Source organism: Streptococcus danieliae (genome assembly GCF_013415245.1).
Classification (GTDB): domain Bacteria; phylum Bacillota; class Bacilli; order Lactobacillales; family Streptococcaceae; genus Streptococcus; species Streptococcus danieliae_A.
On the sequence record NZ_JACBXX010000134.1, the window covers coordinates 15513 to 39868 of the forward strand.

At 47.1% G+C, this 24356-nt stretch carries 29 protein-coding genes and 1 pseudogene; 20 read left to right on the plus strand and 10 right to left on the minus strand.

Annotated features, from left to right (window positions below):
* The first annotated feature begins 44 nt into the window (after window positions 1-44).
* The 15 genes from racE to HZY94_RS06265 all read left to right on the plus strand — a co-directional run bounded on the left by racE (window position 45) and on the right by HZY94_RS06265 (window position 10542).
* Window positions 45-839, plus strand: coding sequence for a glutamate racemase (racE, locus tag HZY94_RS06195; RefSeq protein ID WP_179923330.1), 795 nt, complete (start codon window positions 45-47; stop codon window positions 837-839).
* Entirely contained in the window at window positions 836-1792 is a 957-nt protein-coding gene (locus HZY94_RS06200; protein WP_179925459.1) for a nucleoside-triphosphate diphosphatase, read from the plus strand. Before racE ends, HZY94_RS06200 begins: the two co-directional genes overlap by 4 nt.
* The gene (locus HZY94_RS06205) at window positions 1774-2298 is read left to right on the plus strand and encodes a metallophosphoesterase (RefSeq protein WP_179925460.1); all 525 of its coding nucleotides are present in this window, start codon (window positions 1774-1776) and stop codon (window positions 2296-2298) included. The genes HZY94_RS06200 and HZY94_RS06205 overlap by 19 nt, the downstream gene beginning before the upstream one ends.
* A complete protein-coding gene (gene cbpB / locus HZY94_RS06210; RefSeq protein WP_179925461.1) occupies window positions 2295-2756 on the plus strand; it encodes a cyclic-di-AMP-binding protein CbpB in 462 nt (153 codons plus the stop codon). The genes HZY94_RS06205 and cbpB overlap by 4 nt, the downstream gene beginning before the upstream one ends.
* Window positions 2753-3505, plus strand: coding sequence for a site-specific tyrosine recombinase XerD (xerD, locus tag HZY94_RS06215; RefSeq protein ID WP_179925462.1), 753 nt, complete (start codon window positions 2753-2755; stop codon window positions 3503-3505). Before cbpB ends, xerD begins: the two co-directional genes overlap by 4 nt.
* Entirely contained in the window at window positions 3496-4212 is a 717-nt protein-coding gene (locus tag HZY94_RS06220; RefSeq protein WP_179925463.1) for a segregation/condensation protein A, read from the plus strand. The genes xerD and HZY94_RS06220 overlap by 10 nt, the downstream gene beginning before the upstream one ends.
* The gene (gene scpB / locus HZY94_RS06225; RefSeq protein ID WP_179925464.1) at window positions 4209-4772 is read left to right on the plus strand and encodes an SMC-Scp complex subunit ScpB; all 564 of its coding nucleotides are present in this window, start codon (window positions 4209-4211) and stop codon (window positions 4770-4772) included. Before HZY94_RS06220 ends, scpB begins: the two co-directional genes overlap by 4 nt.
* Window positions 4762-5505: a pseudouridine synthase gene (locus HZY94_RS06230; protein ID WP_179925465.1), complete on the plus strand. Its 744-nt coding sequence runs from the start codon at window positions 4762-4764 to the stop codon at window positions 5503-5505. Before scpB ends, HZY94_RS06230 begins: the two co-directional genes overlap by 11 nt.
* Complete coding sequence (yidD, locus tag HZY94_RS06235) at window positions 5502-5753, plus strand: membrane protein insertion efficiency factor YidD (protein ID WP_179925466.1); 252 nt, start codon at window positions 5502-5504, stop codon at window positions 5751-5753. The genes HZY94_RS06230 and yidD overlap by 4 nt, the downstream gene beginning before the upstream one ends.
* A gap of 141 nt (window positions 5754-5894) precedes the next feature.
* Window positions 5895-6404 (plus strand): tRNA (uridine(34)/cytosine(34)/5-carboxymethylaminomethyluridine(34)-2'-O)-methyltransferase TrmL, encoded by a 510-nt coding sequence (gene trmL, locus HZY94_RS06240; protein ID WP_179925506.1) that lies wholly within the window; start codon window positions 5895-5897, stop codon window positions 6402-6404.
* An 11-nt stretch (window positions 6405-6415) separates the two neighbouring features.
* Window positions 6416-6979, plus strand: a complete 564-nt coding sequence (locus tag HZY94_RS06245; RefSeq protein WP_179925467.1) for an ECF transporter S component — start codon at window positions 6416-6418, stop codon at window positions 6977-6979.
* Window positions 6969-7622 carry a phosphatase PAP2 family protein gene (locus tag HZY94_RS06250; RefSeq protein ID WP_179925468.1) on the plus strand — a complete coding sequence of 218 codons (654 nt, stop codon included), beginning with the start codon at window positions 6969-6971 and terminating at the stop codon, window positions 7620-7622. The genes HZY94_RS06245 and HZY94_RS06250 overlap by 11 nt, the downstream gene beginning before the upstream one ends.
* Window positions 7623-7699: 77 nt before the next feature.
* On the plus strand, window positions 7700-8257 hold the full coding sequence (locus HZY94_RS06255) for a tRNA (mnm(5)s(2)U34)-methyltransferase (RefSeq protein ID WP_179925469.1): 558 nt from the start codon (window positions 7700-7702) through the stop codon (window positions 8255-8257).
* Window positions 8250-8501: a hypothetical protein gene (locus HZY94_RS06260; protein ID WP_179925470.1), complete on the plus strand. Its 252-nt coding sequence runs from the start codon at window positions 8250-8252 to the stop codon at window positions 8499-8501. Before HZY94_RS06255 ends, HZY94_RS06260 begins: the two co-directional genes overlap by 8 nt.
* 4 nt (window positions 8502-8505) lie before the next feature.
* Window positions 8506-10542, plus strand: a complete 2037-nt coding sequence (locus HZY94_RS06265) for a cation:proton antiporter (protein WP_179925471.1) — start codon at window positions 8506-8508, stop codon at window positions 10540-10542.
* A gap of 107 nt (window positions 10543-10649) precedes the next feature.
* On the opposite strand, the gene HZY94_RS06270 is transcribed toward HZY94_RS06265, so the two are convergent.
* The 8 genes from HZY94_RS06270 to HZY94_RS06305 form a co-directional block, all read right to left on the minus strand.
* Window positions 10650-11477, minus strand: coding sequence for an exodeoxyribonuclease III (locus HZY94_RS06270; protein WP_179925472.1), 828 nt, complete (start codon window positions 11475-11477; stop codon window positions 10650-10652).
* A 233-nt stretch (window positions 11478-11710) separates the two neighbouring features.
* A complete protein-coding gene (serS, locus tag HZY94_RS06275; protein ID WP_179925473.1) occupies window positions 11711-12988 on the minus strand; it encodes a serine--tRNA ligase in 1278 nt (425 codons plus the stop codon).
* A gap of 209 nt (window positions 12989-13197) precedes the next feature.
* Window positions 13198-13572 carry a DUF956 family protein gene (locus tag HZY94_RS06280; RefSeq protein ID WP_179925474.1) on the minus strand — a complete coding sequence of 125 codons (375 nt, stop codon included), beginning with the start codon at window positions 13570-13572 and terminating at the stop codon, window positions 13198-13200.
* Between the two features lie 55 nt (window positions 13573-13627).
* The gene (locus tag HZY94_RS06285; protein ID WP_179925475.1) at window positions 13628-14539 is read right to left on the minus strand and encodes a PTS system mannose/fructose/sorbose family transporter subunit IID; all 912 of its coding nucleotides are present in this window, start codon (window positions 14537-14539) and stop codon (window positions 13628-13630) included.
* Between the two features lie 18 nt (window positions 14540-14557).
* A complete protein-coding gene (locus HZY94_RS06290; protein ID WP_160333073.1) occupies window positions 14558-15361 on the minus strand; it encodes a PTS mannose/fructose/sorbose transporter subunit IIC in 804 nt (267 codons plus the stop codon).
* A 20-nt stretch (window positions 15362-15381) separates the two neighbouring features.
* Entirely contained in the window at window positions 15382-16371 is a 990-nt protein-coding gene (locus HZY94_RS06295) for a PTS sugar transporter subunit IIB (protein ID WP_179925476.1), read from the minus strand.
* 170 nt (window positions 16372-16541) lie between these two features.
* Window positions 16542-17564 (minus strand): alcohol dehydrogenase AdhP, encoded by a 1023-nt coding sequence (gene adhP, locus HZY94_RS06300; protein WP_179925477.1) that lies wholly within the window; start codon window positions 17562-17564, stop codon window positions 16542-16544.
* A 161-nt stretch (window positions 17565-17725) separates the two neighbouring features.
* Window positions 17726-18541, minus strand: coding sequence for a Cof-type HAD-IIB family hydrolase (locus HZY94_RS06305; protein ID WP_179925478.1), 816 nt, complete (start codon window positions 18539-18541; stop codon window positions 17726-17728).
* An 85-nt stretch (window positions 18542-18626) separates the two neighbouring features.
* Between HZY94_RS06305 and HZY94_RS06310 the strand changes: the two genes are divergently transcribed.
* The 5 genes and pseudogenes from HZY94_RS06310 (at window position 18627) to HZY94_RS06330 (ending at window position 22700) form a co-directional block, all read left to right on the plus strand.
* Window positions 18627-19247, plus strand: a complete 621-nt coding sequence (locus tag HZY94_RS06310; RefSeq protein ID WP_179925479.1) for a DUF1361 domain-containing protein — start codon at window positions 18627-18629, stop codon at window positions 19245-19247.
* Window positions 19248-19265: 18 nt separating this feature from the next.
* Window positions 19266-19724, plus strand: coding sequence for a tRNA (adenosine(37)-N6)-threonylcarbamoyltransferase complex ATPase subunit type 1 TsaE (gene tsaE, locus HZY94_RS06315; RefSeq protein ID WP_179925480.1), 459 nt, complete (start codon window positions 19266-19268; stop codon window positions 19722-19724).
* The gene (locus HZY94_RS06320) at window positions 19699-20226 is read left to right on the plus strand and encodes a GNAT family N-acetyltransferase (RefSeq protein ID WP_179925481.1); all 528 of its coding nucleotides are present in this window, start codon (window positions 19699-19701) and stop codon (window positions 20224-20226) included. The genes tsaE and HZY94_RS06320 overlap by 26 nt, the downstream gene beginning before the upstream one ends.
* A 1-nt stretch (window position 20227) precedes the next feature.
* A complete protein-coding gene (gene lytR, locus HZY94_RS06325) occupies window positions 20228-21247 on the plus strand; it encodes a glycopolymer--peptidoglycan transferase LytR (RefSeq protein ID WP_179925482.1) in 1020 nt (339 codons plus the stop codon).
* Window positions 21248-21385: 138 nt separating this feature from the next.
* Window positions 21386-22700, plus strand: a pseudogene (locus HZY94_RS06330) (transposase).
* A gap of 309 nt (window positions 22701-23009) precedes the next feature.
* Here HZY94_RS06330 and rpsT read toward each other — a convergent pair.
* Together rpsT and coaA are read right to left on the minus strand one after the other, a co-directional pair.
* A complete protein-coding gene (rpsT, locus tag HZY94_RS06335) occupies window positions 23010-23246 on the minus strand; it encodes a 30S ribosomal protein S20 (RefSeq protein WP_160332268.1) in 237 nt (78 codons plus the stop codon).
* Window positions 23247-23314: 68 nt separating this feature from the next.
* Window positions 23315-24235, minus strand: a complete 921-nt coding sequence (gene coaA, locus HZY94_RS06340) for a type I pantothenate kinase (RefSeq protein ID WP_179925483.1) — start codon at window positions 24233-24235, stop codon at window positions 23315-23317.
* Window positions 24236-24356: the final 121 nt, after the last annotated feature.

Below are 24356 nucleotides of genomic sequence, written 5' to 3' on the forward strand. Positions count from 1 at the left end.
AGTGTTACCTCGTGGTCTATCAGGTAAGATAAAGGGAGGATGGTATGGATAATCGTCCAATTGGTTTCTTAGACTCAGGGGTTGGAGGTTTGACGGTCGTTAAAGAATTGCGACGGCAACTCCCCCATGAGGAAGTCATTTATATTGGGGACTCGGCGCGTGCGCCTTATGGACCACGCGCCGCCGAAGAAATTCGGCAATATACTTGGGAATTGGTCCGCTTTTTACAAGAGAAAAATGTCAAAATGATTGTCATTGCCTGCAATACGGCTACAGCTGTGGCCTGGGAAGAAATCAAGGAGGCCTTGGACATCCCCGTGTTAGGGGTGATTCTTCCAGGAGCCTCTGCAGCCCTAAAGGCTAATCTGAAGGGGACGATTGGGGTTATTGCTACGGAGATGACCGTGGCTTCAGACATTTACCGGCAGAAGATCCAGTCCTTGGATCCCAAAGCTCAGGTGATGAGCCAACCCTGTCCTCCTTTTGTGCCCTTAGTAGAAGCCAATGAACTGCAGTCCAGTTTGGCTAAAAAGGTGGTTTATGACCAATTGAAGGACTTTCAGGGCAAGGTCTCAACCTTGATCCTAGGTTGTACCCACTACCCTTTGTTGCGCCCAGTCATTCAAAATGCCCTAGGGCCTGAGGTGACCTTGATTGATAGTGGGGCGGAATGTGTCCGGGATATTTCCGTTCTCCTGAATTATTTTGAGATTAACCGCGGTCGTGATCTCGGTGAGCAGCAACACACCTTTTATACAACCGGTGATGTTGAACCCTTTACCCAGCTAGCTCAGACCTGGCTGGAAGAAGCAGTACGAGTGGAGCATATAGATTTATGAAACAAGAATTAGTAGAATTTCGAGATGGACAAGACTGGTACGTGGCACAAGTTTCTGACGGACCTCACTTAAGTTTCGCTTTTGATCAGGAAGATCAGGTGTATCATTTCCTAGCTCCTTTTCAAAATTTGTCCCCAAAAAACGGCTTTAAAGTTCAAGTTTTCCAATGGTCCTCAGCCCAAAAGCTAGCTCGCTTTATGGTGGACTTGATAAATCGCAGTGAAGACCGGCAGTTGACCTTGGAGCGGCGGGGAGCAGCCCTCTTGGTGGTTGAGGACGGGCGTTTGTTGCATGTCGCCTTGCCTGAAAACGGTGAAGAGCTGGCCACGGTCGTGGGTGAAGCGGACTTAGAGCCGCTCTTGATTGCGACACGCAATGAAGGGAAAACGGCAGAATTTAAGAAGATTTTTGAGCCCCTTGGTTTTCGAGTGGAAAATCTCAATGACTACCCCGACCTACCTGAAATTGCCGAGACGGGGACAACCTTTGAAGCCAATGCCCGCCTGAAGGCCGAAGGAATTGCAGCTATTACTGGAACCATGGTGTTAGCCGATGATTCCGGCTTGAAGGTTGACGTCTTAGGGGGACTGCCAGGAGTCTGGAGTGCTCGCTTTGCAGGTCCAGATGCGACGGATGCGGACAACAATGCCAAGTTGTTGCATGAGCTAGCTATGGTCTTGGAGGCTGACAAGCGTTCTGCCCAATTCCACACGACCCTGGTTGTTGCGGCACCGGGGCGGGAGTCCCTAGTTGTTGAGGCCGATTGGCCGGGTTACATTGCATTTGAGCCTAAAGGAGAAAATGGATTTGGTTATGATCCTCTGTTCCTCATTGGGGAGACTGGCAAAACCTCTGCCCAATTGAGCATGGAGGAGAAAAACCAGCAGTCTCATCGGGCTCAAGCAGTTGAAAAATTAGTGGAGGTATTTCCATCATGGAGAGACGGACAATAGTTGTCATGAGCGATTCTCATGGAGATCGCGAGATTGTTCAAGCCATTAAAGAGCAGTGGCAAGACAAGGCAGATCTGATTTTCCACAATGGCGATTCGGAGCTTGAAGTGGGTGATCCGGTCTGGGATGGCATTCAGGTTGTTGCTGGCAATATGGACTTTTTAGCCGGTTATCCCGATCAGCAGCGGGTGGAGCTGGATGGCTATAAGATCATCCAAACCCATGGTCACTTACAGAACATCAATTTCACCATGGATAAATTGGCCTATTGGGCCCAGGAGGAAGAAGCTAGCATCTGCTTGTATGGCCACCTCCATGTCCCAGCTGCTTATCAAGAAGCGGGGATTCTCTATGTGAATCCAGGTTCTGTCAGCCAGCCCCGAGGCCAAATCTTGGAGCGGCTCTATGCCGTCCTCTCAATCCAAGGTACACAGGTTCGGATTGATTACTACACGCGTGACCATCAGCTTTTCCCAGGCCTAAGCAAGGAGTTTACCATCCAATGATTGCAGAACCACTAGAGGATTATTTGAAGGCTCAAGAATCGACCTTCCTCACGCTGGCCAAAAATCTGGCGGTGGTCATTGATAGTCACAATGTCGACCATGTGATTCTGTTGTTGAGCCAGATTAGCTACACTCGGATTCCCGTGGTCACCGACCACGGTCACTATGTTGGGACGATTTCTCTGACGGACATTCTCAGCTACCAAATGAAACACAATCTGTCTGCTGAGGAGCTGGAAAGTATGGACATTGTTCATATGGTGAAACGTGATGGATTAACCCTGGCTCCTGGTTACAGCTTAACCGAGGTTTTCCATAAACTGGTTGATGAATCCTTCCTACCCGTTTTGGATGACCAAGGTGTCTTGGAAGGAATTATCGCCCGGAAATCCATTTTGAAGGCCACCAATGCCCTGCTCCACGAGTTTGGTCAGTATTATGAAATGAGTCCCAAATGAAAGACTGGATTGAAGCCTTTTTAGACTCCAAACGCTTGTCAGCCAATACCCGAGCAGCCTATAGTTCCGACCTCCAGCAACTGGCCAAAAGTCTGCAGGGAGCAGTAGTAGACGAGTTGGGTCTGAAACTCTATCGCGATTCTCTGGCCCAGCTTAGTGTAACCGCCCAGCGCCGGAAATTATCGGCCATTAATCAATTCCTCCTCTTTCTTTATGAGGAGGGTCATAGCGACCAGTACCATCGCCTCACCTTACCTCCTTTGGAAAGGAAAGAGGAGCCTAGTACTCCTGACCGGACTTTGCTGGCTAAGGATTTGTTTGAGACAGTCACCCAGTATCCCCAAGGGCAAATTCTGGTCGCCTTGATCTTGGAGGCTGGCCTACAGGCAACAGAGATTATCCAGCTAGAACGGACGGACTTACAGCCGGCCCTGGGGCTGCTACAGGTTGGCCAAAGTGGGAGGCGCCGCGTTCTGGAGTTAAGTCCGCGTCTGAGCCAGGCCCTAGCTCAAACAAGCCAAACTTCCTACATCTTTGAACACCAAGGCAAACCCTACACCCGTCAGTGGGTCTTTCTGCAAATCAAGGCCTATTTGGAGGAGCAGGGACTGGTCCCGCACTCTCCCCAAAGCTTACGGGAGCAATATATTTTTAAAGAATTGCAGGCTGGGGTGGGCCTGTTGACAATTGCAGACAATCTTGGGCTCCGCTCTCTGCACAGTATTGAGAAGTACCGCAAATGGAAATAAAAATCAAAGATTTTGAGGGACCACTGGACTTGCTTTTGCACCTGGTCTCCCGCTACCAAATGGATATTTACGATGTTCCTCTCTTGGAAGTCATTGAACAATACCTAGCCTATCTCTCCACCCTCCAAGCCCTCCGCTTGGAGGTGGCGTCTGAGTATATGGTCATGGCCAGTCAGTTGATTTTACTGAAGAGTCGCAAGCTCTTACCTCAGATTCAGCAGCAGGAAGACGATGAGCCCATCGAGGATTTGGAACAAAATCTCCTACAACAATTGGAAGACTATCGTTATTTTAAAGCAGCTAGTCAGGAATTGGCCCAGCAGCACGAGGAGCGCTCACGTTACTATAGCCATCCGGCCCTGCCCCTGGCTTCAGAAGTGGTTGTTTTGAATCGCGATGTGACTGCTACGGATCTCTTCTTGACCTTCTCCCATCTGTTGCGGCAGGAGAAAAAGAAGCGACAGGGTCAGCAGACGACGGTGGAGCGGGATGATTTCCGGATTGAGGATTCGATGGAGCAGATTCGCCAAGGTTTGGTGCGGGCTAAGGGGAAATTGGCTTTCAGCCAGCTCCTTTCCCAGGCGGAATCGCTCTCGCAAATGATTACACAATTTTTGGCCTGCTTGGAGTTGGTGAAAATCCAGGAAATCCGTCTCCATCAGCCAGAAACCTTTGATGAAATATGGATAGAAGGACAGGTGTCATGAGTCAATTAGCAGCCTTAGAGGCCCTTTTATTTACAGCAGGGGAGGATGGTCTGGATCGTCTTCATTTGAGTTCCATGTTGAATGTAACTCCGACCCAGCTGGAAAGCCTACTTCAGACTCTGGGGCAAGCCTATAATCAGAATCCGGATTCTAGCTTGACCGTGATTGAGACCAAGGGTAACTTGCGTTTGGTGACCAAGCCTGCCTACGCTTCCCTACTGGAAGCCTATGCCCAAACCCCTATGCAACAGTCGCTGTCCCGGGCCAGTTTGGAGGTTCTTTCGATTATTGCTTACCGCCAACCCATTACCCGGATTGAAATTGATGCCATTCGCGGGGTCAACTCTAGCGGAGCTCTAGCTAAGTTGCAAGGATTTGGTTTAATCAAAGAAGTCGGCAAAAAGGAAACCCTTGGCCGTCCGAATCTTTATGGCACGACGGACTATTTTTTGGATTATATGGGGATGAACCATTTGGAGGATTTACCCCAGGTTCAAGTTGAGGAAGAAGACCAGGAAGAACTGTCTTTATTTAGGATTGAGGAAGAAAATGAGAATTAATAAATATATTGCCCATGCGGGTATTGCTAGTCGGCGAAAAGCGGAAGAGTTGATTAAGCTGGGCCGGGTAACCATCAATGGCCAGGTGGTTAAGGAATTGGCCACTACTGTCAAAAAGGGCGACCGTGTAGAAGTCGAAGGGCAGCCAATTTATCAGGAGGAAAAAGTTTACTACCTCTTAAACAAACCCCGGGGTGTGATTTCCAGTGTTAGCGATGACAAGGGCCGGCGGACCGTCCTCGATTTCTTTGGCAGCGTTAAGGAACGGATTTATCCGGTTGGGCGGCTGGACTGGGATACTAGTGGGGTTCTGTTATTGACCAATGATGGGGACTTTACCGATGAGATGATCCACCCCCGCAATGAACTAGACAAGGTCTATCTGGCGCGTGTGAAAGGACTGGCAACCAAGGAGAATCTGCGTCCCTTGACTCGCGGAGTTGTGATTGACGGCAAAAAAACCAAACCAGCTGTTTACAATATCTTGAAAGTTGATCCAGCTAAAAACCGTTCAGTGGTTGAACTGACCATTCACGAGGGCCGCAACCACCAGGTCAAGAAAATGTTTGAAGCGGTTGGCTTAGAGGTTGATAAACTGTCACGGACCCACTTCGGCCACTTGGATGCAGCCGGCTTGGCTCCAGGAGAATTCCGGCGCCTCAATAAAAAAGAAGTGAGTCAATTGCATAATTTAGCGGTGACGGCCAAGAAGCCTGCTCGGAAAAGACGATGAGCTATTTGCTAATCCTCTGTGTTCGCTTCTACCAACGTTTTATCTCGCCCCTCTTTCCTCCTTCCTGCATCTATAGTCCAACTTGCTCCACCTATATGATCCAGGCGATTGAAGCTTATGGTTTGTGGGGTCTCTATCTGGGAACCAAACGGATTCTCTCCTGCCATCCTTGGTCGGAAGGCGGGGAGGATCCAGTTCCAGCTTCCTTTCATTTTTTGAAAAAAGAAATCAAGAAGCTTGACAGATAGCAAGCTCCTAGTATATACTAAAAAAGTAATTTGATTGATTTAGCTCAAACCTGTTGTGACCTAAGTTAATCAAGTTTGGCACCACATTGTCCGCCGAGCTTGACTCCGGGTGATGTGGCTATTTTTTTAGCTGGAAAGGGAATTTCTGTGAATAACATTGTATTATACCAACCCCAGATACCCCAGAACACGGGAAATATTGCTAGGACCTGTGCGGCAACCAATAGCCCCCTCCATTTGATTCATCCCTTGGGCTTTCCTTTGGATGATAAAAAAATGAAACGGGCTGGTTTGGATTACTGGGATCAATTGGATATTCATCACTACGATTCCCTAGAGGACTTCTTGGCCCAACATGGTGGAAAGAATCTTTACCCTGTTACCAAGTTTGCAGAACAAACCTATGCCCAGATGGATTATCAGCTAGCTGAAGACGTCTATTTCATCTTTGGGCGTGAGGATACTGGCCTTCCGGAAGCCTTTCTGCAGGATCAACGGAGTCAAGCTATTCGCATCCCTATGAATGACGACCATGTTCGGAGTTTAAACCTTTCGAATGCGGTTTGTATGGTGGTTTATGAAGCTCTTCGCCAACAGCAGTTTGTCGGCTTGGAAGAAGTACATCATTATGTACAGGATAAGATAAAGTAAGGAGTACTATTATGACTCGAGTGAGACAGTTGACTATTGTGGCAGTCCTTTCTGCCCTCTCATTTATTCTCATGTTTTTCGCAATACCAATTATTCCGGGCGCTGATTTCTTACAGTTAGACCTCAGCATTTTGCCAATTTTGGTAGCTTTGGAACTGTTTGGTTTGAAACAAGCCAGCTTGGTGCTCTTACTTCGTTCCCTCTTGAAGTTGGTCTTGAACAATCAAGGGGTCTCAACGGTAATTGGTTTGCCGATGAATATGCTGGCTGTATTTGTCTTTATTCTTGTTTTGGCCTTGGTCTGGCGGAAGAAAGATTCCTATGCTCAATATTTCCTAGCCGGCGGTTTGGCAACCTTGGGATTAACATTCGCCATGGTAGCCATGAACTATTTTTATGCGATTCCCCTCTACGCCCAGTTTGCCGGCTTTGACATTGGGAAGATTATTGGGATTGGAACCTACCTTCAAGCGATGATCCTTCCTTTTAACTTGATTTCCGGTGTTGTCTACACGATCAGTTTTGGTCTGGTCTGGGCTTTGATGAAACCTCTGGTGAAAGCTTATGCAGAATAAGCAACTCTATTGGAGCAAGGGCAGTTTCTGTCTCTTGCTCTTTGTTATTTTAGGCTATACCGTTCGGTTTTATCCCCAGTATCTAGAGGCCTTTGATGGAATGGTACAGACGACTGTACGGGGCAATTTGCCAGCAGGCCTAACGAGCTTCTTTGTCACCCTGACCAAGATCGGCAATATGCCGGTGATTCTCACCTGGGTCACCGTAATGACGCTCTTTTTGGTCTGGAAACGTTACTACAGTGAGGCTCTCTTTCTGGCTGGGAATTTGGTGCTGACAGGTCTACTGGTAGTTCTGCTTAAGAACATTTACCAACGACCCCGCCCCAGCCTGGAGCATCTAGTGGTTGAGCATGGTTTCTCCTTTCCAAGTGGTCATGCGCTAGCAGCCGGTTTGGTCCTTGGTTCTTTGCTGATCCTGGTTACCCAGGGAATTAGCTCGACCGGCCTCAGACGCCTGCTTCAAGTGGTTTTGGTCAGTCTGATTTTACTCTTGCCGCTGTCGCGTGTCTATTTGGGGGTTCACTATCCTAGTGATGTGCTTGGCAGTCTGCTCCTTAGCCTGGGCCTCCTGTTTATTGAATATCCCGCCTATCAGGGCCTCCGTTTTCGTTGGCGTTTTACAGGCAAACAAGCAAGGTAGCCTTGGGCTAGCTTGCTTTCTTTTTGGGTAAAAATGGTATAATGGGAACATCATTAAAATGAAAGAGGGAAGAAAAAATGCTTCAAAAACCTTTGGAGCTGGCCCATGAATTTCTGGTCCAGGTGCTGGATCCAGATGCGATTGCGGTCGATGCGACCATGGGAAATGGTCATGATACGCTGTTTTTAGCCCAGCACAGTGGCTATGTTCACGCCTTTGATATTCAGCAGGTGGCCTTGGAAAAGACCCGGGCCCGCTTAGAGGCAGCCGGTTTGAGCAATGTGAGTTTGCATCTGGTCGGTCATGAGCAGTTGGAACAGTATGTGACCAGCATTCGTGCTGCCATTTTTAATTTGGGTTATTTACCGGCGGCAGATAAGAGCGTGGTGACCTTGCCGGAGACGACCCTCGTGGCTGTGTCCAGTGCTTGCCGTGCTTTGGTTCCGGGAGGACGGATCGCAATTATGGTCTATTGGGGCCATGCCGGTGGTCCTGAGGAAAAGGATGCGCTGTTAGACTTTGTCCAAACCCTGCCTCAGGAGAATTATACGGTTATGGAATACAAGCCCTTGAACCAACGCAATAGGCCCCCATTTTTAATTATGATTGAAAAGAAAGAAGAGAATCATGGATAAAGCTAGATTTGAAGAACGCTTGCAACGCTTGCGGGAACGGCGGACGGTGACCCGTTTGGAGGAAGCTCCAGCCGAGGCGGATAGCAGCCGTTTTCGGAAGATTCGTCGCAAGCAGCAACGTTTGTTAAATTTGGAGATGGCTCGTTGTTCCAAGCAAATTCAACACCAGGATGAGCAGAAAACCAAGGCTTTGATTGATCAGGAGAAGAGTCGCTACCAGAGAATTTGCCGGGGAGAGGGGTAAGTAGATGGGCCCCTTAGTGATTCTTCTGGTCTTTTTGACCTTACTCATTCTATCCAATGCGATCAATAAAGTTTTTCCACGTTTACCCATCCCCTTTTTGCAGATCCTATTTGGGATTATGCTTGGTTATTTTTTGATTGATCGGCAATTTGAATTTGATACCGAGTTGTTTCTAGCCTTGATTATCGGGCCCTTGGTCTTTCGAGAAGCCGAGGAGGCGGATATTTCTAGTATCCTCCAGCATTGGAAAATTATTCTGTATTTAATTTTTCCAGGCATCTTTGCGACGACCTTTGCCCTGGGAGGCTTAGTATCTCAGCAGATGCCGCTCTTGCCCTTGGCAGCCTGTATTGCTGTGGGGGCGGCCTTGGGGCCAACGGATTTGATTGCCTTTTCTTCCCTAGCCCAGCGTTTTCGCTTTAGCCGTAAGTCGGCCAACATTTTGCAGGGAGAGGGGTTACTCAATGATGCCAGTGGACTGGTGACCTTTCAGGTCGCGATTCTGGCTTGGTCGTCAGGTGCTTTCTCCCTGGCCCATGCTGGTGGGAACCTCCTCTTGCAGATGTTGGGAGGTGCCCTGGTCGGGATTGTGACGGCCCTCTTAAACCGCTGGGTCCACAATATTTTGATGCGGTTCCAAGCGGTGGATGTGGCCGGTGAGTTGCTGCTGGAGTTGGGTCTGCCCCTCTTGACCTTTTTCCTGGCTGAAGAATTCCATGTATCTGGAATTATCGCCGTTGTGGTTGCAGGAATTCTCAAGGCCAGTCGGTTCCGGCGGATCAATCCCCTGGAGGCGGAAGTTTTTGAAACCACCGAGATTGTGTGGAAGGCCCTGACCTTTATGCTCAATGGCTCGGTCTTTCTCCTTTTTGGGATTGAAATGGTCTTCCTGATTGATCCAATCCTCACTAGTCCAGTTTACGACACAGTCTTACTCCTTGGCCTCTGCCTGGCTTTAACCGCCCTCCTTTTTGGAATTCGCTATGTCATGTTGCGGATTTTTTATACCCTTCAAGCTTTTTTCAAAAAAGAAAAAGAGGAGCAGGATCTGTTAATCTTGACCTTTGCAGGGGTAAAAGGGACGGTCTCGATTGCGACCATCCTGCTCTTGCCGCAAGAGCTCAAGGAAGAGTATCCCGTATTGCTCTTTTTGGTGGCCGGGGTGACGATTCTCAGCTTCTTGACCGGACTCTTGGTCTTGCCTAATCTGGCCGAACCCAATCGGGAAGAGGCGGATCACCTGATGGAGATTGCTATTCTGACGGATGTGATGAAGCAGTTGGAAAGCGAGCTCTATCAATCCCAGTCCAAAACCTCACTCTATTTGGTGTTGGACAACTACAATGATCGCCTGGTGAATTTGACCATCGCCCAAGAAGGCAAGACCATTCAGGAAGAATGGACGGACTTGATGCTTTTGATTTTAAGTGTCGAAAATGATGGTTTGGAACAGGCTTATGAAGATGGCCGGATTTCCGAGCGGGCCTACTTTGCCTACCAACGCTATCTCCGTGCCATGGAAAGACGGATCAATCGATCGGTAGTGTCCAAATTAACCTACGTGCTCCTGGTTGTTTGGCGGGTGCTCCGCCTCCTTCTGCATGAAATCTTGACCCTCGGGGCTAGCAGCCGCCAGTGGATGCACAACCAAAATCCCCGTTTGACCCAAGATGATGAGGATGATTTGGCCATGCTTTATCTGGAAAATACAGAGGTCATTGTGGATGCCTTGGCAGACTTGCAAGGGGTCTACACGGATTCCCTAATCCAGTTTGTCCAAGATTGGCGGATCCGGGAAACAGCGATTATTGGAGATGGTGGCTTTGTCAATCGTGTCTTGTTGAGAGAGCAGGCCTACCGCTCCAAAGAAATGCTCAAGGCCTACTACCTGGAACGTAAAGCGATTTTTGACTATGAGACTGACGGCCATATTAGCAGTCAAGAGGCTAATATCCTGCGATCCCAAGTCAACCAATTGGAGTCATTTGCGCTCAAGGATGCAACACCTAGCCTAAGCCTTGTAAGGATGAGACGAAAGTAGAAGGCAAGGGAAATCAGCCTAGCCCTCCGCCAGTTTTGGCTAGGAGGAAAATTTTCAGAGATGATAAAACCCACGAGTTTGAAGGCTCGTGGGTTTTATCGTCGTTTTTAGAGATCAATCTGCAAGAGGATTGGCGTGTGATCTTGGCGGGCGCCGGAATCAATCATGCTGGATTCTTGGACCTTATCGGCTAGACGGTCGCTGACCAACCAGTAGTCGATTCTCCAGCCAGTATTGTTAATCTTGCTAGTACGGCTGCGTTGTGCCCACCAGGTGTAGTGGTCGGGAACCATGCCATGAAGATGGCGGAAGGTGTCTGTAAAGCCTTTGGCCAAGAGATTGCTGAAGCCTTGGCGTTCCTCATCGGTAAAGCCTGGGGAGCGTCGGTTGGAAGCAGGATTGGCTAGGTCGATTTCATTGTGGGCTACATTGTAGTCACCCGTTGCTAGAACGGGTTTGTTCTGATCAAGGCTGGCCAGGTAGTCGGCATAGCAAGCATCCCAAACTTGACGTTCTGCCAGGCGTTTGAGGCCATCTCCAGCATTGGGGGTATAAACCTGAGTGACGTAGAATTCAGGGAATTCTAAGGTAATGATGCGACCTTCGAGGTCCATAGTTGAAGGAGCTCCAATTTCCGGGTAGGAGATGACAGGCTCCAGCTCTTTTTTATAGAGGAACATGGTGCCAGCATATCCCTTGCGGGCTGGTTCGACAGAGGAGCGCCAGGTGTTTTCGTAGTCTGGGAACAGATCCGCGAGAATTTCGAGGTGTTTTTTGGTAGGGCCTTTAGCTGACAATTTGGTTTCCTGAATGGCAATTACATCAGCATCCTCAGCCACCAAGGTTTGCAAAACAGCCTGTGACAATTGAGCCCGCGCCGAATCACTGGTCAGGGCCGCATTTAACGAATCAATATTCCAAGAAATGAGTTTCATAATCTATCCTTCTATTTGTTCAATTGTTTTTATTATACCAAAGATAGCGCTAGAATCTCTTGGTTGGGGTTTAATACTCATTGAATTTCAAATTTTGACGTTGTCAAACCTCCTTGATGAACCTAAGTTCTACCTTCGTCGGCTTTCCTAGTCAATTCTTTGAAATTATTCGAGTATTCTAATTTCGATTTTAATTAGGTTTAAAAAAGCTGGGGCGGCCCCAGCTTTAGTAGTTATGGTGCTTGGATTTTTTCGATCCCACCCATGTAAGGTCGGAGAACTTCAGGGATGGTGACGGAGCCGTCAGCATTTTGGTAGTTTTCCAAGATAGCAGCAACAGTCCGGCTAACAGCAAGTCCTGATCCATTGAGGGTGTGGACGTGTTTAACCTTCCCATCTGCGTCATCACGGTAACGGATTTGCGCCCGGCGAGCCTGGAAGTCTTCTGTATTGGAACAGCTGGAGATTTCACGGTAGGCATTTTGCGCTGGAATCCAAACTTCGAGGTCATAGGTTTTAGCTGCAGAGAAGCCCATATCGCCAGTTGAGAGGGCCAAGACGCGATAGGCTAAGCCGAGTTTTTGGAGAATGGATTCCGCATTGAGGGTCATTTTTTCCAATTCTTCATAAGAATCTTCTGGTTTGGCAAATTTGACCATCTCCACCTTATGGAATTGGTGGAGGCGAATCAAGCCGCGGGTATCACGACCGGCGGATCCGGCTTCAGAACGGAAGGATGGGCTCATAGCCGTGAAGTAAATCGGTAGCTCCTTGGCTTCAAGGATTTCACCACGGTAGTAGTTTGTGAGGGGCACTTCGGCAGTTGGGATCAAGACATAATTGCTGTCCGCCAATTCAAAGGTATCTTCCTTGAATTTTGGATATTGGCCGGTTCCAAACATGGAATCGTGGTTGACCATATAAGGCGGAATCACCTCTGTGTAGCCTTCTGCCAAATGCTCATCCAACATAAAGTTGTAGAGCGCGCGTTCTAGGCGAGCACCGAGTCCTTTGTAGAAAAGGAAACGAGCACCAGTCACCTTACCGCCACGTTCCCAGTCCAAAATGCCTAGATCTTCTCCCAGGTCCCAGTGAGCTTTAGGTTCAAAGTCGAATTCTGGTGCTTGACCCCAGCGGCGAATTTCCACATTGTCCTCTTCATCTTCGCCGACCGGTACAGAATCGTGGGGAAGATTTGGTAGGGTTACCAGAATTTCTTGGAGTTCTTGGTCAATGCTGTTTAAGCGGCTATCCAATTCCTTGATTTCAGCAGCTAAAGCCTGCATGGCAGCAATCTTGTCAGCAGCATCTTCCTTGTTGCGTTTGGCTTGGGCAATCTCCGCAGAAACGGTATTGCGCTTAGCCTTTTCTTCTTCGACTTGAACCAGTAGTTCGCGGCGTTGCTCATCCAGTTCTTTCATATTGTCCAGAACAGCAGCATCTACACCTCGTGTTGCCAATTTGGCTTGGGCTGCTGCAAAATTAGTCCGAAGTTGTTTTAGATCTAGCATAGAAAACCTCCTGTATGAAAAAACACACGCATGTTTATGTTGGAGCGTCAAAACGCGGTTCCATCCAACTTCACATCGTGTGCCTTGATTACTTATTAAAAAAGTCCAACGGTAGAATTTCGTCTTCCACTTCTATCTGCTTGCAGCGACCGCAGACTCTCTAAAAGAAGAAGTAAGAGTACTTGTCCGTTTGTTTCATTATAACCAAACTAGTCTTTTTTGGCAAGGGCTTGCCGAATTTTTTTCCAGGTCAACTGGACCAAGGTTGGGAGTCGCACGACTTTCTCATCCCCGATGTGTTGACGAGCGATTTTGAGAATCCTGCCGGAGTCGGGGGAAGCAAATTGGAAATTTCCTAAATCGGTGCTGACTTCAAAATGCCGACTAACCTTGTTCCGACTAACATTAGCTCCAATACTGTGGATATTTTCCCAAGGAATTTGGATAAAATCTTGCACATTGCGGTCATTGTAGAATTCGAGGGCCTTATCGCCGACCAAAAAAGTCCCAACCTGCCCGCCAATGCCGAGGTAGAATTGGCCCTTTGTTTGACATTCAATGCTTGTGTTGAGGGATTGAACCATGCTTGCTCCTTTAAACTTAGTAGAAAAATAAGGTGGGCTAAGCCCACCTTAAGAATTACATGATACCAGCTACGTGAGCTAGGATTCCGACAACAAAGAGTGCCAAAATGATGGTGATTGGGGAAACTTTCTTCTTAAGCAACCACATGCAGAGGAAGGTAAGGAGAAGCCCCATCAAACCAGGAATCAAGCTGTCCAAGTTGTCCTGGAAGCTGGTAACCTTAGTTGGTGTTTGAGAAAGGCCTGAGCCAACTTGAGCGAAGGCTTCACGGACACCTTCCCAACCTTCAGGAAGTTGATCCCAGTGGATATAGGCTTTTTCATCTAGTTGAACTTCAGAGACGTTGAAGGCAAATTTGATCGATACCCAACGTTGAACCAAGACGGCAAGGATAAACATACCAAGGATTGAAGCTCCTTTGGTGATGTCTTGAAGGATACCACCAGACATGTTTTTGGTGATTTCAGATCCTGCACGGTAACCCAATTCTTGTGTATACCATTGGAAAGCCATCCGGATAAGGTTCCAGAATACGAAGAAGATGATTGGGCCCATGATGTTTCCAGAGAGGGCTAGAGAAGCACCCAAGGCACCAAGAATAGGACGAACAGTAAACCAGAAGACTGGATCTCCAATCCCGGCCAAAGGTCCCATCATCCCGATTTTAACCCCTTGGATTGCGGTATCATCGATTTCAGCTCCACGCGCCCGCTCTTCTTCCAAGGCTAGGGTTACCCCAAGGATTGGTGAAGCAACGTATGGGTGTGTGTTGAAGAACTCCATGTGACGCTCAAGGGCAGCCGCACGGTCTTCTTTAGAAGTGTAAAGGCGTTTGATGGCTGGAACCATAGAGTAAGCCCAACCCAAGTTTTGCATCCGCTCGTAGTTCCAAGAACCTTGCAAGAAAGTGGAACGCAACCAGACTTTCTGACGATCATTTTTAGTTAATTGAAGCTTTTCAGACATGCTTGTAAGTCCCCTTTCTTAATAGTCTTCTAGGATATCCCCGATAGGGTCTGTTGAAGTAGCAGCGCTGCCACCACCTGAACCACCTTTTTTAGACAAGTTCAAGTAGATGAAGGCAAGAGCAACACCGATCGCACCAAGGGCAATCAAGGTGAGGTCAGAAACGGCTGCAAGTGCAAAACCGATGGCGAAGAATGGCCATACTTCACGAGTTGCCATCATATTGATAACCATGGCGTAACCAACGGCTACAACCATACCACCACCGATGGCCATACCATTAGACAACCAAGCTGGCATAGCTTCAAGTGCAGCTTGCACGGCCTGAGTTGGAATTGCTAGAAGAAGGGCAGCAGGCACCGCAATCCGAAGTCCTTGAAGAAGGAGAGCGATGTAGTGGTAACGTTCCATCTTGGCGATGTCACCTTCTTTGGCAGCTGCGTCAGCTCCGTGGACCAAACCGACAGAAACGGTACGCACCAACATGGTAAGGAAGAGACCAGCTACGGCTAGTGGAATCGCAACGGCTTGAGCAACGGCAATTCCACGTGTGGAAGTATCGCCACCCAAAACGAGGATAATCGCAGCAGCGACAGAAGCAAGGGCTGCATCAGGTGCGACAGCGGCACCGATGTTAGCCCAACCAAGGGCGATCATTTGGAGAGAACCACCCAGCATAATACCTGCTGTAAGGTTACCTGTTACAAGACCGATAAGGGTACAAGCAACAAGTGGTTGATGGAATTGGAATTGGTCCAAGATACCTTCAAGTCCAGCTAGGAAGGCAACAAGGATAACCAAAATTGCAGAAATCAATGACATGGTTTATGTCCTTTCTATTATTATTGAACGTTGGCCTTAGAAATGAGGTCAAACAAATCTTTTTTCGAGTCATTTGGAACCTTGCGGACGTCAAATTCAACGCCAAGTTCCCGTAGTTTTTCAAAGGTTGCAACGTCTTCCTTGTCCATGGATAGAACGTTGTTAACCATTGTTTTACCAGTTGAATGAGCCATAGAACCAACATTCAAGGTCTTGATCGGAACACCGCCCTCAATGGCACGAAGCGCATCTTGTGGTGTTTCAAACAAAATAAGCGCGTGAGTGTTTCCGAAACGAGGGTCTTTGGAAACGTCGATCAATTTTTGAATTGGGACAACATTGGCTTTGACGTTACCAGGAGCTGCTTGTTTAATCAACTCTTTACGCAATTCATCTTGCGAAACAGAATCGGATGCAACGATAATCCGGTCTGCTTTTGAGTCCGGTGTCCAACCAGTTGCAACCTGTCCGTGAAGTAGACGGGTATCGATCCGCGCCAAGTTGATCTTCAATTTGCCATCGCCAATCACTGTTCCTTCTGGGATTGCAGCTTGGGCAACAGGTCCAGCTGCTGCTGGAGCAGCTTCGTCAGCAGGGTTTAGCTCTTCTGGAAGTGCCTTAATACCATCTTTGGCTTCCTTGATGATGTTAGCAGCGACAGATTCAACACCTGCAGCTGGATCCATCATTCGTTCTGTATAGGCTTGAATTAGCATTGGCAAGTTCAAACCAGTGATGATGGCAAACTTGCGCTCAGGGTTTTCGCCCATAACGCGGCTAGCTTGGTTGAAGGGAGATCCACTCCAAAGGTCAGCTAGAACAAGGACCTCGTCCTCTGCGTCAAACGCAGCCACAGCGTCATTAAACTTGGCATACAAGTCGTCTGGTCCTTCGCTTGGCATAAAGGTTACAACCTGGACTTTTTCTTGATCTCCAAAGATCATAGATCCAGATTGGTGGATGCCGGCAGCGAATTCACCGTGGCTAGCAATAATGATTCCAATACTCATTATTGGTCTCCTCCTAAAAAATATTTGAAACTTAAATCCTTAAGAAATGTTTAAGCTATCTCATTGTAAAGCGATTTCAAGAAAATGTCAAGTAATTTCAAAAAATCCTAGACAAGTGAAAAAACCACAACAAAAAGGTAGAGGCTGATCCCCTACCTATCGTAAATTGATTAAGCGTTTTTGAAGTCTAGCACCATACGGCCTTGGATGGTACCGGCTTCCATTTCGTCAAAGACAGCTGTAGCCTCGTCAACTGGGCGTAGTTGAACAACTGGTACTACCAAGCCCTCAGCTCCAAATTGGAAGGCTTCTTCTAAATCTTTACGGGTTCCGACCAGGGAGCCGACAACTTTAATGCCATCCAAAACAAGTTTGACGATGCTGAGATCCATGTATTCAGATGGTAGCCCAACAGCGACCAAAACCCCAGCAGCGCGAAGGGAATCGACGGCTTGGTTAAAGGCCACTTTAGAAACAGCTGTGACAACAGCAGCGTGGGCTCCAAGGCCGGTGATTTCCATGATTTTTCCTGGAATATCCTCGATTTCGCGACCATTGAGGCTGATGTCTGCCCCAGATTCCAAAGCCAAATCTAGTTTATCTTGATTAATATCGACGGCAATGACATGGGCATTGAAAACTTTTTTCGCATATTGAATGGCGAGGTTTCCCAGACCCCCAGCACCATAAATAACAACCCACTGGCCTGGCTGCACATTGGCTTCTTTAATGGCTTTGTAGGTAGTAACCCCCGCACAGGTGATGGACGAAGCTTGGGCTGGGTCCAAATTATCAGGCACTTTTACAGCATAGTCAGCTGTGACAATACATTGTTTGGCCATGCCCCCGTCTACGGAGTAGCCTGCATTTTTGACGTCGCGACAAAGGGTTTCGCGGCCGGTGGTACAGTATTCACAGCTTCCACAACCTTGGAAGAACCAGGCCACGCTCACACGGTCGCCGACCTTGAGGTTGCGAACATCTGGAGCTACTTCTTTGACAAGACCAATTCCTTCATGGCCTAAGACACGGCCAGGAACTTTTCCGAAATCGCCATGAGCGACGTGGAGGTCAGTATGGCAGACCCCACAATATTCGATTTCGACCAGGGCCTCCCCTGCTTCAATCGGACGAAATTCTTTTTCGACAACTTCAACGCCGGTACCTTCTGCATTAACAACAACAGCTTTCATATAGAGCCTCCTTAGTCTCAGGGCTTCCCCTGTTTTATATGTTCAGTATATCACAATGGTTTTATAGGTGCAAGCGTTTACATGGTTTTTGCCAAAAAAGAAACCAGTCAGAAGCAGGAGGTCGATCTGCTTCTGACTGGTTGAACAAAAATAGGACTTATTTATAGGAAGAGTTCTCCAAGTTTTTGGGCGACACCATCTTCTTGGTTGGTCCATTGGATTTGTTGGTCGGCATAGTCGAGGAGTTTGGGGTTGGCATTTTGCATGGCATAGCCGGATCCGGCTAAGGCCAACATTTCCTTGTCATTCAGTTGGTCGCCGAAGGCGATGAGATCAGAGGCTTGTTTTTGGTAGATGGCCAAGAGGTGCTTGAGGGCATTGGCCTTGTGGATACCTTTGGGAGTGCATTCTAAAATATTGTAGGGACCACCCCAGGTGCTGACAGTCATTTCCCCTTGGTAGTAGTGGGTTAAATCTTGAGCTAGATGGTCGATATCTTGGAAGCGGGTTTGAAAGAGGATGGCATTTGGATTTTTGGTGATTTTCTGGGGAATCAGCAGGTGCTGTTTAGTAATCTTCTCAATTCCCAAAAGCTGGGGATCTAGATTCTGGGGCTCTTGTTGGTGAATAAAGAATTTTTTACGGTATTCACTGACAATGAAGTCGGCTTGAACCTCGTCTTGTCTGTGAACGAGGTCGACCAGGTAGTCCTTGTTGATGGTGTATTCCCGTTCGTGTTCCCAGTCTTGACCTGGCAGGGAGGTTAGGGCGCCATTGAAGGAAATCAAGGGGGTGTCGAGTTCTAAGTATTGGTAGTAGGGGATGGCAGAGCGATAGGGACGGCCGGTGGTGATGATAATTTTGTGGCCCTGGTCCTGGACTTGTTTGAGTACCTCCTTGCTGTTAGGAGAGATTTGCTGCTGATCATTTAAGAGGGTTCCATCGAGATCGAGGGCAATAATTTTAGTTGTTTCCATAGCTACTCCAGTTTTTTACTTTTACCTAGTATAGCAAATTTTAATGTTTTCATGGTAAACTGTTAGCAACTAAAAGGGAGGGATTATGTACAAACGAATTTTGCTTGTCTATCAATCAGCTTTTATTGCGATTTTTACAGTCTTGGCTTTGATTGGGGCGACTCAGAATGGTCCCAATCTAACCTGGAATATGTTTTTAGCCTTAACAGCTCTGGATTTTGCACTCTTGTCCAAGGTCAGTCAGAATCGGATTTTCCGTTGGGGAGCCTGGTTTTTGTGGTTGCTGTTTTTCCCCAACACCTTCTATATGGTGACGGACTTGATCCACATGCATTGGGTCGTAGATGTGCTTTATAACCGGGCTAATCAGAAGCTCTTTTTTGGCTTTGTCTTTGCTATTTTCTTTGGTGTTTTGTGTGGCGTGGAGAGTTGGCGCTTGATACGCTCGCATTTTTCTTGGAAACTTTGGCAGGAGATTCTGGCAACGGTGGTTCTGTCTGGCCTCTCAAGTTTGGCCATCACCGTGGGGCGCTACATTCGCCTCAATTCCTGGGATGTCTTTACACGTCCCAACTTGGTAGTCCAGACTTTCTTGGACGTCTTTAGCTGGCAACACATCATTTTTATTCTTGGTTTTACCGCCCTTCAAGGCATGTGCCTCTTTTTATTAGCCGATGATTGGGTAAAGGTAGGAAGTAGGAAGTGAATTTGGTATAATGAAGGAATGAAAAGTCAAAATGAAGCAACCCTGATAGCCTGGGGTGAGAAATTAGGAGGCCTCCTGGAGGTCGGAGATGTGCTGGTTTTGTCCGGTGACCTTGGTGCTGGAAAAACGACCCTGACTAAGGGGATTGCGCGGGGTTTGGGGATTAACCAGATGATCAAAAGTCCCACCTACACGATTGTGCGTGAATACGAGGGGCGCCTGCCGCTCTACCATTTAGATGTTTATCGGATTGAGGGAGATCCGGATTCGATTGATCTGGATGCCTTCCTCTTCGGCGATGGGGTCACGGTAATTGAGTGGGGTGAGTTAATGGGCGATGCCCTTCCCAATGATTACTTACATTTGACCCTGTATCATGAGGATCAAGGTCGTCGCCTGGAGCTGGCAGCTCTTGGGTCCCGCAGCCAGAAATTGATGGAGGCTTGGAAAGATGCCGCAGCAAGAATTGGTGATTGAGGAAGCCCAGGTGACGGATGCTGGTCAGCTGCTGGAGTTTTTTCAGCAGGTGGCATGTGAAAGTGACTTGACCAGTTTGGAACCTAGTGGTTTGGACTTGTCGCTAGAGCAGCTGGAGGATTATGTAGATTCGAGTCTGCAGCATCCAGAGCGGCTGTTTTTGGTGGCTCGCCTGGACAATCAGCTGGTTGGTCTGCTGAACTTGTCGACAGACAGCAATCCCCGCTTAGCTCATGTGGGAGAAGTGTTCGTGGCGGTTGCTCAGGCTTACTGGGGTCACGGAATCGGGACCATGCTGTTTGAGCTGCTCTTTGACTGGTTGGCTGAGACCCCAACTCTTCGGCGTTTATCCTTAAATGTTCAAGAAAGAAATCAAGCTGCCAGGGCCTTGTATGAAAAAATGGGCTTTTCCTATGAAGGTCGGCAGGAAGAGGCTATCCAACTTTGGGATGGTCGGTATGAGACAGTCCTCTTGATGGGGCTGGTGTTAGATAGGGAATAACATGTTTAAACAGAATTTAAAATTATTCTTAACCTTTCTTCTGGTTACCCTGATTGGCCTTGGGACCTATGCAGGGACGATTTATTTTCAATCAACGGGTCAGTTGGCCAAAACCTTTCAAAATTTTGGCCGGCAGTCGGATGTGATTGAGCGGGCTGAACCCATGACCCTTCTCTTGATGGGGGTGGATACGGGAAGTGGTTCCCGTTCGGATCCTTGGGAGGGAAATAGTGATACCATGCTCTTAGTAACGGTCAATCCGGATACTAAGAACAGTACTATGATGAGTTTGGAGCGGGATATCCTGACCAAAATTTCCCAAAAGGGAGAGGTGACGGAGGCTAAGCTCAATGCAGCCTATGCCATGGGCGGGGCTGAATTGGCGATTCCGACCATTGAATCCTTGATGAATATCACCATCGACCACTATGTCATGATTAATATGCAGGGCTTGGTTGAATTAGTCGATGCCGTGGGAGGCATCGAGGTTAACAATACCTTTGACTTCCCGATTTCGATTGAGGAGCAGGAGCCAGAATACAAGGCGACGGTCAAACCTGGGAAGCAACACATCAATGGGGACCAGGCTCTGGTCTATGCTCGCATGCGCTACCAGGACCCCGAAGGGGACTATGGTCGCCAACAACGCCAGCGGGAAGTGATTCAGAAGGTTGTCCAAAAAGTACTTAGTCTCAACAGTGTCAGCCACTATCGGGAAATTTTAAGTGCGGTTAGCAATAATATGCAGACCAGCATTGACTTGTCGTCCAACAGTATTCCAAAACTGTTGGTTTACCAAGATGCTTTCCGCAAGATTAAGCAGGAACAGCTCCGAGGAGAAGATGCGACCCTGGCCGATGGAGGCAGCTACCAGATTGTCGAATCAGACCACATCTTGGAGATGCAAAACACCTTGCGCAGCTCTCTAGGTCTCGATACCGTGGAGAAACTTAAAACCAATGCCCTTACCCTGAATGAACTAAATGGTGTGGGGTCTGAGACGGAAAATATGGAACCTTAAGAGAGCACCAAAAAACGGCTCTATAATCTCTGTAGTGGGTAACGACCCAAAACAGAGATTATAGGGCTTTTTGAGATACAAAAAAAGTCCCACATGATCTATAATGAATAGCGACGAAACCAACATTAGGAGAATCATATAGAACGTATTCATAATACCACAGAATTACTCGGAATTACAGACAAAAATATCAAAATTACCTTTTACTATAAAAGACCAGAGTGTATTGTACTAAACGCTACTCTAGACTATCAACCGCCTACTTGTCCTCATTGCCAAGGGAAAATGATCAAGTATGACTTTCAAAAACCTTCTAAAATCCCTCTATTAGAATGTCAAGGAATGCCAACTGCACTATACTTGAAGAAAAGAAGATTTCAGTGCAAAGAATGCCGAAAAGTGCAAGTATCAGAGACGCCTATTGTCAAGAAAAATCATCAGATTTCAACTGACATCCAACGGAAAATTACTCAATTACTGGTCGAAAAGGATTCGATGAAAAGCATTGCCGAGCGTCTACATATCTCTACATCAACCGTCCTTAGACGGTTAAAATTAGTAAAGACAAAACCAAACTTGAAGTCACTGCCCAAGATAATGAGTTGGGATGAGTATTCTTTTAAAAAAGGGAAAATGAGTTTCATCGCTCAAGATTTTGAGTCCTCTGAAATCGTCGCAATACTAGACGGACGTACTCATGCTACAATTAGAGACCATTTCCAACAATATACCTTGAAAATCAGAAAAAAGTGGAAATCATTACTATGGATATGTTCACACCCTATTTCACACTGGTCAAACAACCTCACTTTTTTATTTCCAAGCTCAGGCTGAAACAGTCTATTCCCAGACTGTTTCACTTCCAAAAGCAAAAATTGTATTGGATCGCTTTCATATCGTACAACATCTCAGCCGAGCTATGAATCGTGTGCGGATACAAATTATGAACCAATTTGACAAACAGTCAAAAGAGTATCGACGTCTAAAGCGGTATTGGAAAATCATACAAACCGATAGCCGCAAATTGAGCACAAAACGCACTTATTAACCTATGTTTCAAATGCATCTAACTAGTCAAGAAATACTGGATGAACTACTTGGGTATTCTGAGGAACTAAACCAGCATTACCAACTTTATCAGATGCTTCTATTCCACATCAAGAATAAAAATACGGATCACTTCTTTGCCTTAATAGAGGAAGAAATAGGGTCTGTCAATCCGATTTTCCAAACAGTCTTCCATACTTTCCGTAAAAACAAAGATAAGGTTTGTAATGCCCTAGAATTGCCTTATTCCAATGCAAGACTAGAGGCAACTAATAATCTCATCAAGGTTATCAAGCGGAATGCCTTTGGTTTCAGGAACTTTGACAATTTTAAGAAACGCATTTTCCTAGCCTTGAATACGAAACGAGAAAAGGAACAGGTAGTCCTCTCTCGACTTGCTCTCTGATAGAATTCACCCACACCTGATGCAATTCTTTAAGGCTTCCAAAAATTAAAAGGGATGCGGAACCCCGTGGTGAAAAGATTCCAAGCTACTGAGCTTGGAATCGGGGGGATTCGGAAAACTTCGGTTTCCGAATAAGGCATGGAACTCGTCAGAGGTCGCTGCCGTCCCCCACCACAGGGAAAGCATCCCATATGAATTGAAAGGAAGCCATTTTTAGGCTATATTGTACTCACTATTTATAGATTGTAAAATTCTACTCACTACAGTTGACAAAGAGCCAAAGAAAAAAGCTCCGAGGAGCTTCTATTCTTATTGAGCAAGTTTAGCAGCAAGGCGTGACTTGTCGCGGCTTGCTTTGTTTTTGTGAATCAAACCTTTTGTTTCTGCTTTATCAATTGCAGCAGATGCAGTACGGAAAAGCTCTTCAGTTGGGTTTGCTTCAAAGTTCTTGATCGCAGTACGCATAGCTGATTTTTGAGCTGAATTTTTTTCGTTTTGTTTTACGTTCAATTCAGCGCGTTTGATAGCTGATTTAATATTTGCCAAAATCTTTCACCTCCATAAATAATAACTATCTAATTATACAGAAATTTTGAGCACTTGACAAGAAGAATTCATTTTTTTAGGTAGATTTTATCAATTTTATGGTCCTGGTTCTTGTGCAGGATCATTTGTGCCCGATTTCGAGTCGGCAGAATGTAGTTGATCAGATTGACCAGATTGATACTTTCCCAGACATGACGGGCATAAGTCAGGGATTCCGCTACGGTCATCCGACTGAAACGGTGGTGGTAATTCTCCGGCTTCTCCATAGCCATATCGCGCAGTTTTAGGAAGCGTTCCAAGTACCACTGCTCGATGAGGGCAGTGGGGGCGTCGATGTAGATGGAAAAATCAAAATAATCGAGACTGAAAAGATTGGGCTGGTCTGAAATTTGAAAGAGATTGATCCCTTCCACAATCAAGATATCCGTGTTTTCCAAGTGGTAGACTTGGTCGCTGAGAATATCGTAACTCTCATGGGAGTAGAGGGGGACATCGTAGGCATCGCCATTACGGATGTGGTCCAAAAAGTCTAGCAATTTTTCCATGTCATAGGACTGGGGAAAGCCCTTTTGGTGCATCATATCTTGGGTTTCTAGGTAGGCATTGGGGTAGAGGAAACCATCTGTGGTGACCAGGTCGACCTGTAAGTTGGGATAGGTCTGTTGGAGTAGTAAGCGTAGAAGGCGACTGGTTGTAGATTTGCCGACAGCCACGCTACCTGCGATGCCGATGATAAAGGGAGACTTACTAGCGGTTTGGCCCAGAAAAGTCCCCTTGGCTAGATTTAGTTCTTCTTTATTTTTTCGATAGATATGAAGCAAATGAATGAGGGGGAGATAGATGGCTTCGATCTCTTCTAATTCAATGGGGTCGTTGAGGCTGCGAATAGCGTCTAATTCGGCCTGGGTTAAACCGGCCTTGGTGAAATCAGAGTGGAGCTGGCTCCAGTCCTCCCGCTTCATTTGACGGTAGTTAAAAAATTCCTGCATAAAATCCTCGTTTCCTCGCATAGTATATCATAGGGGGCTAGACCTGTAAATCGTTTTCAAATGTGTCAGAGGCTCTTTTTTACCTGGCCTTCTTATTTTGTAGCTCCCGCTCTTTACTACC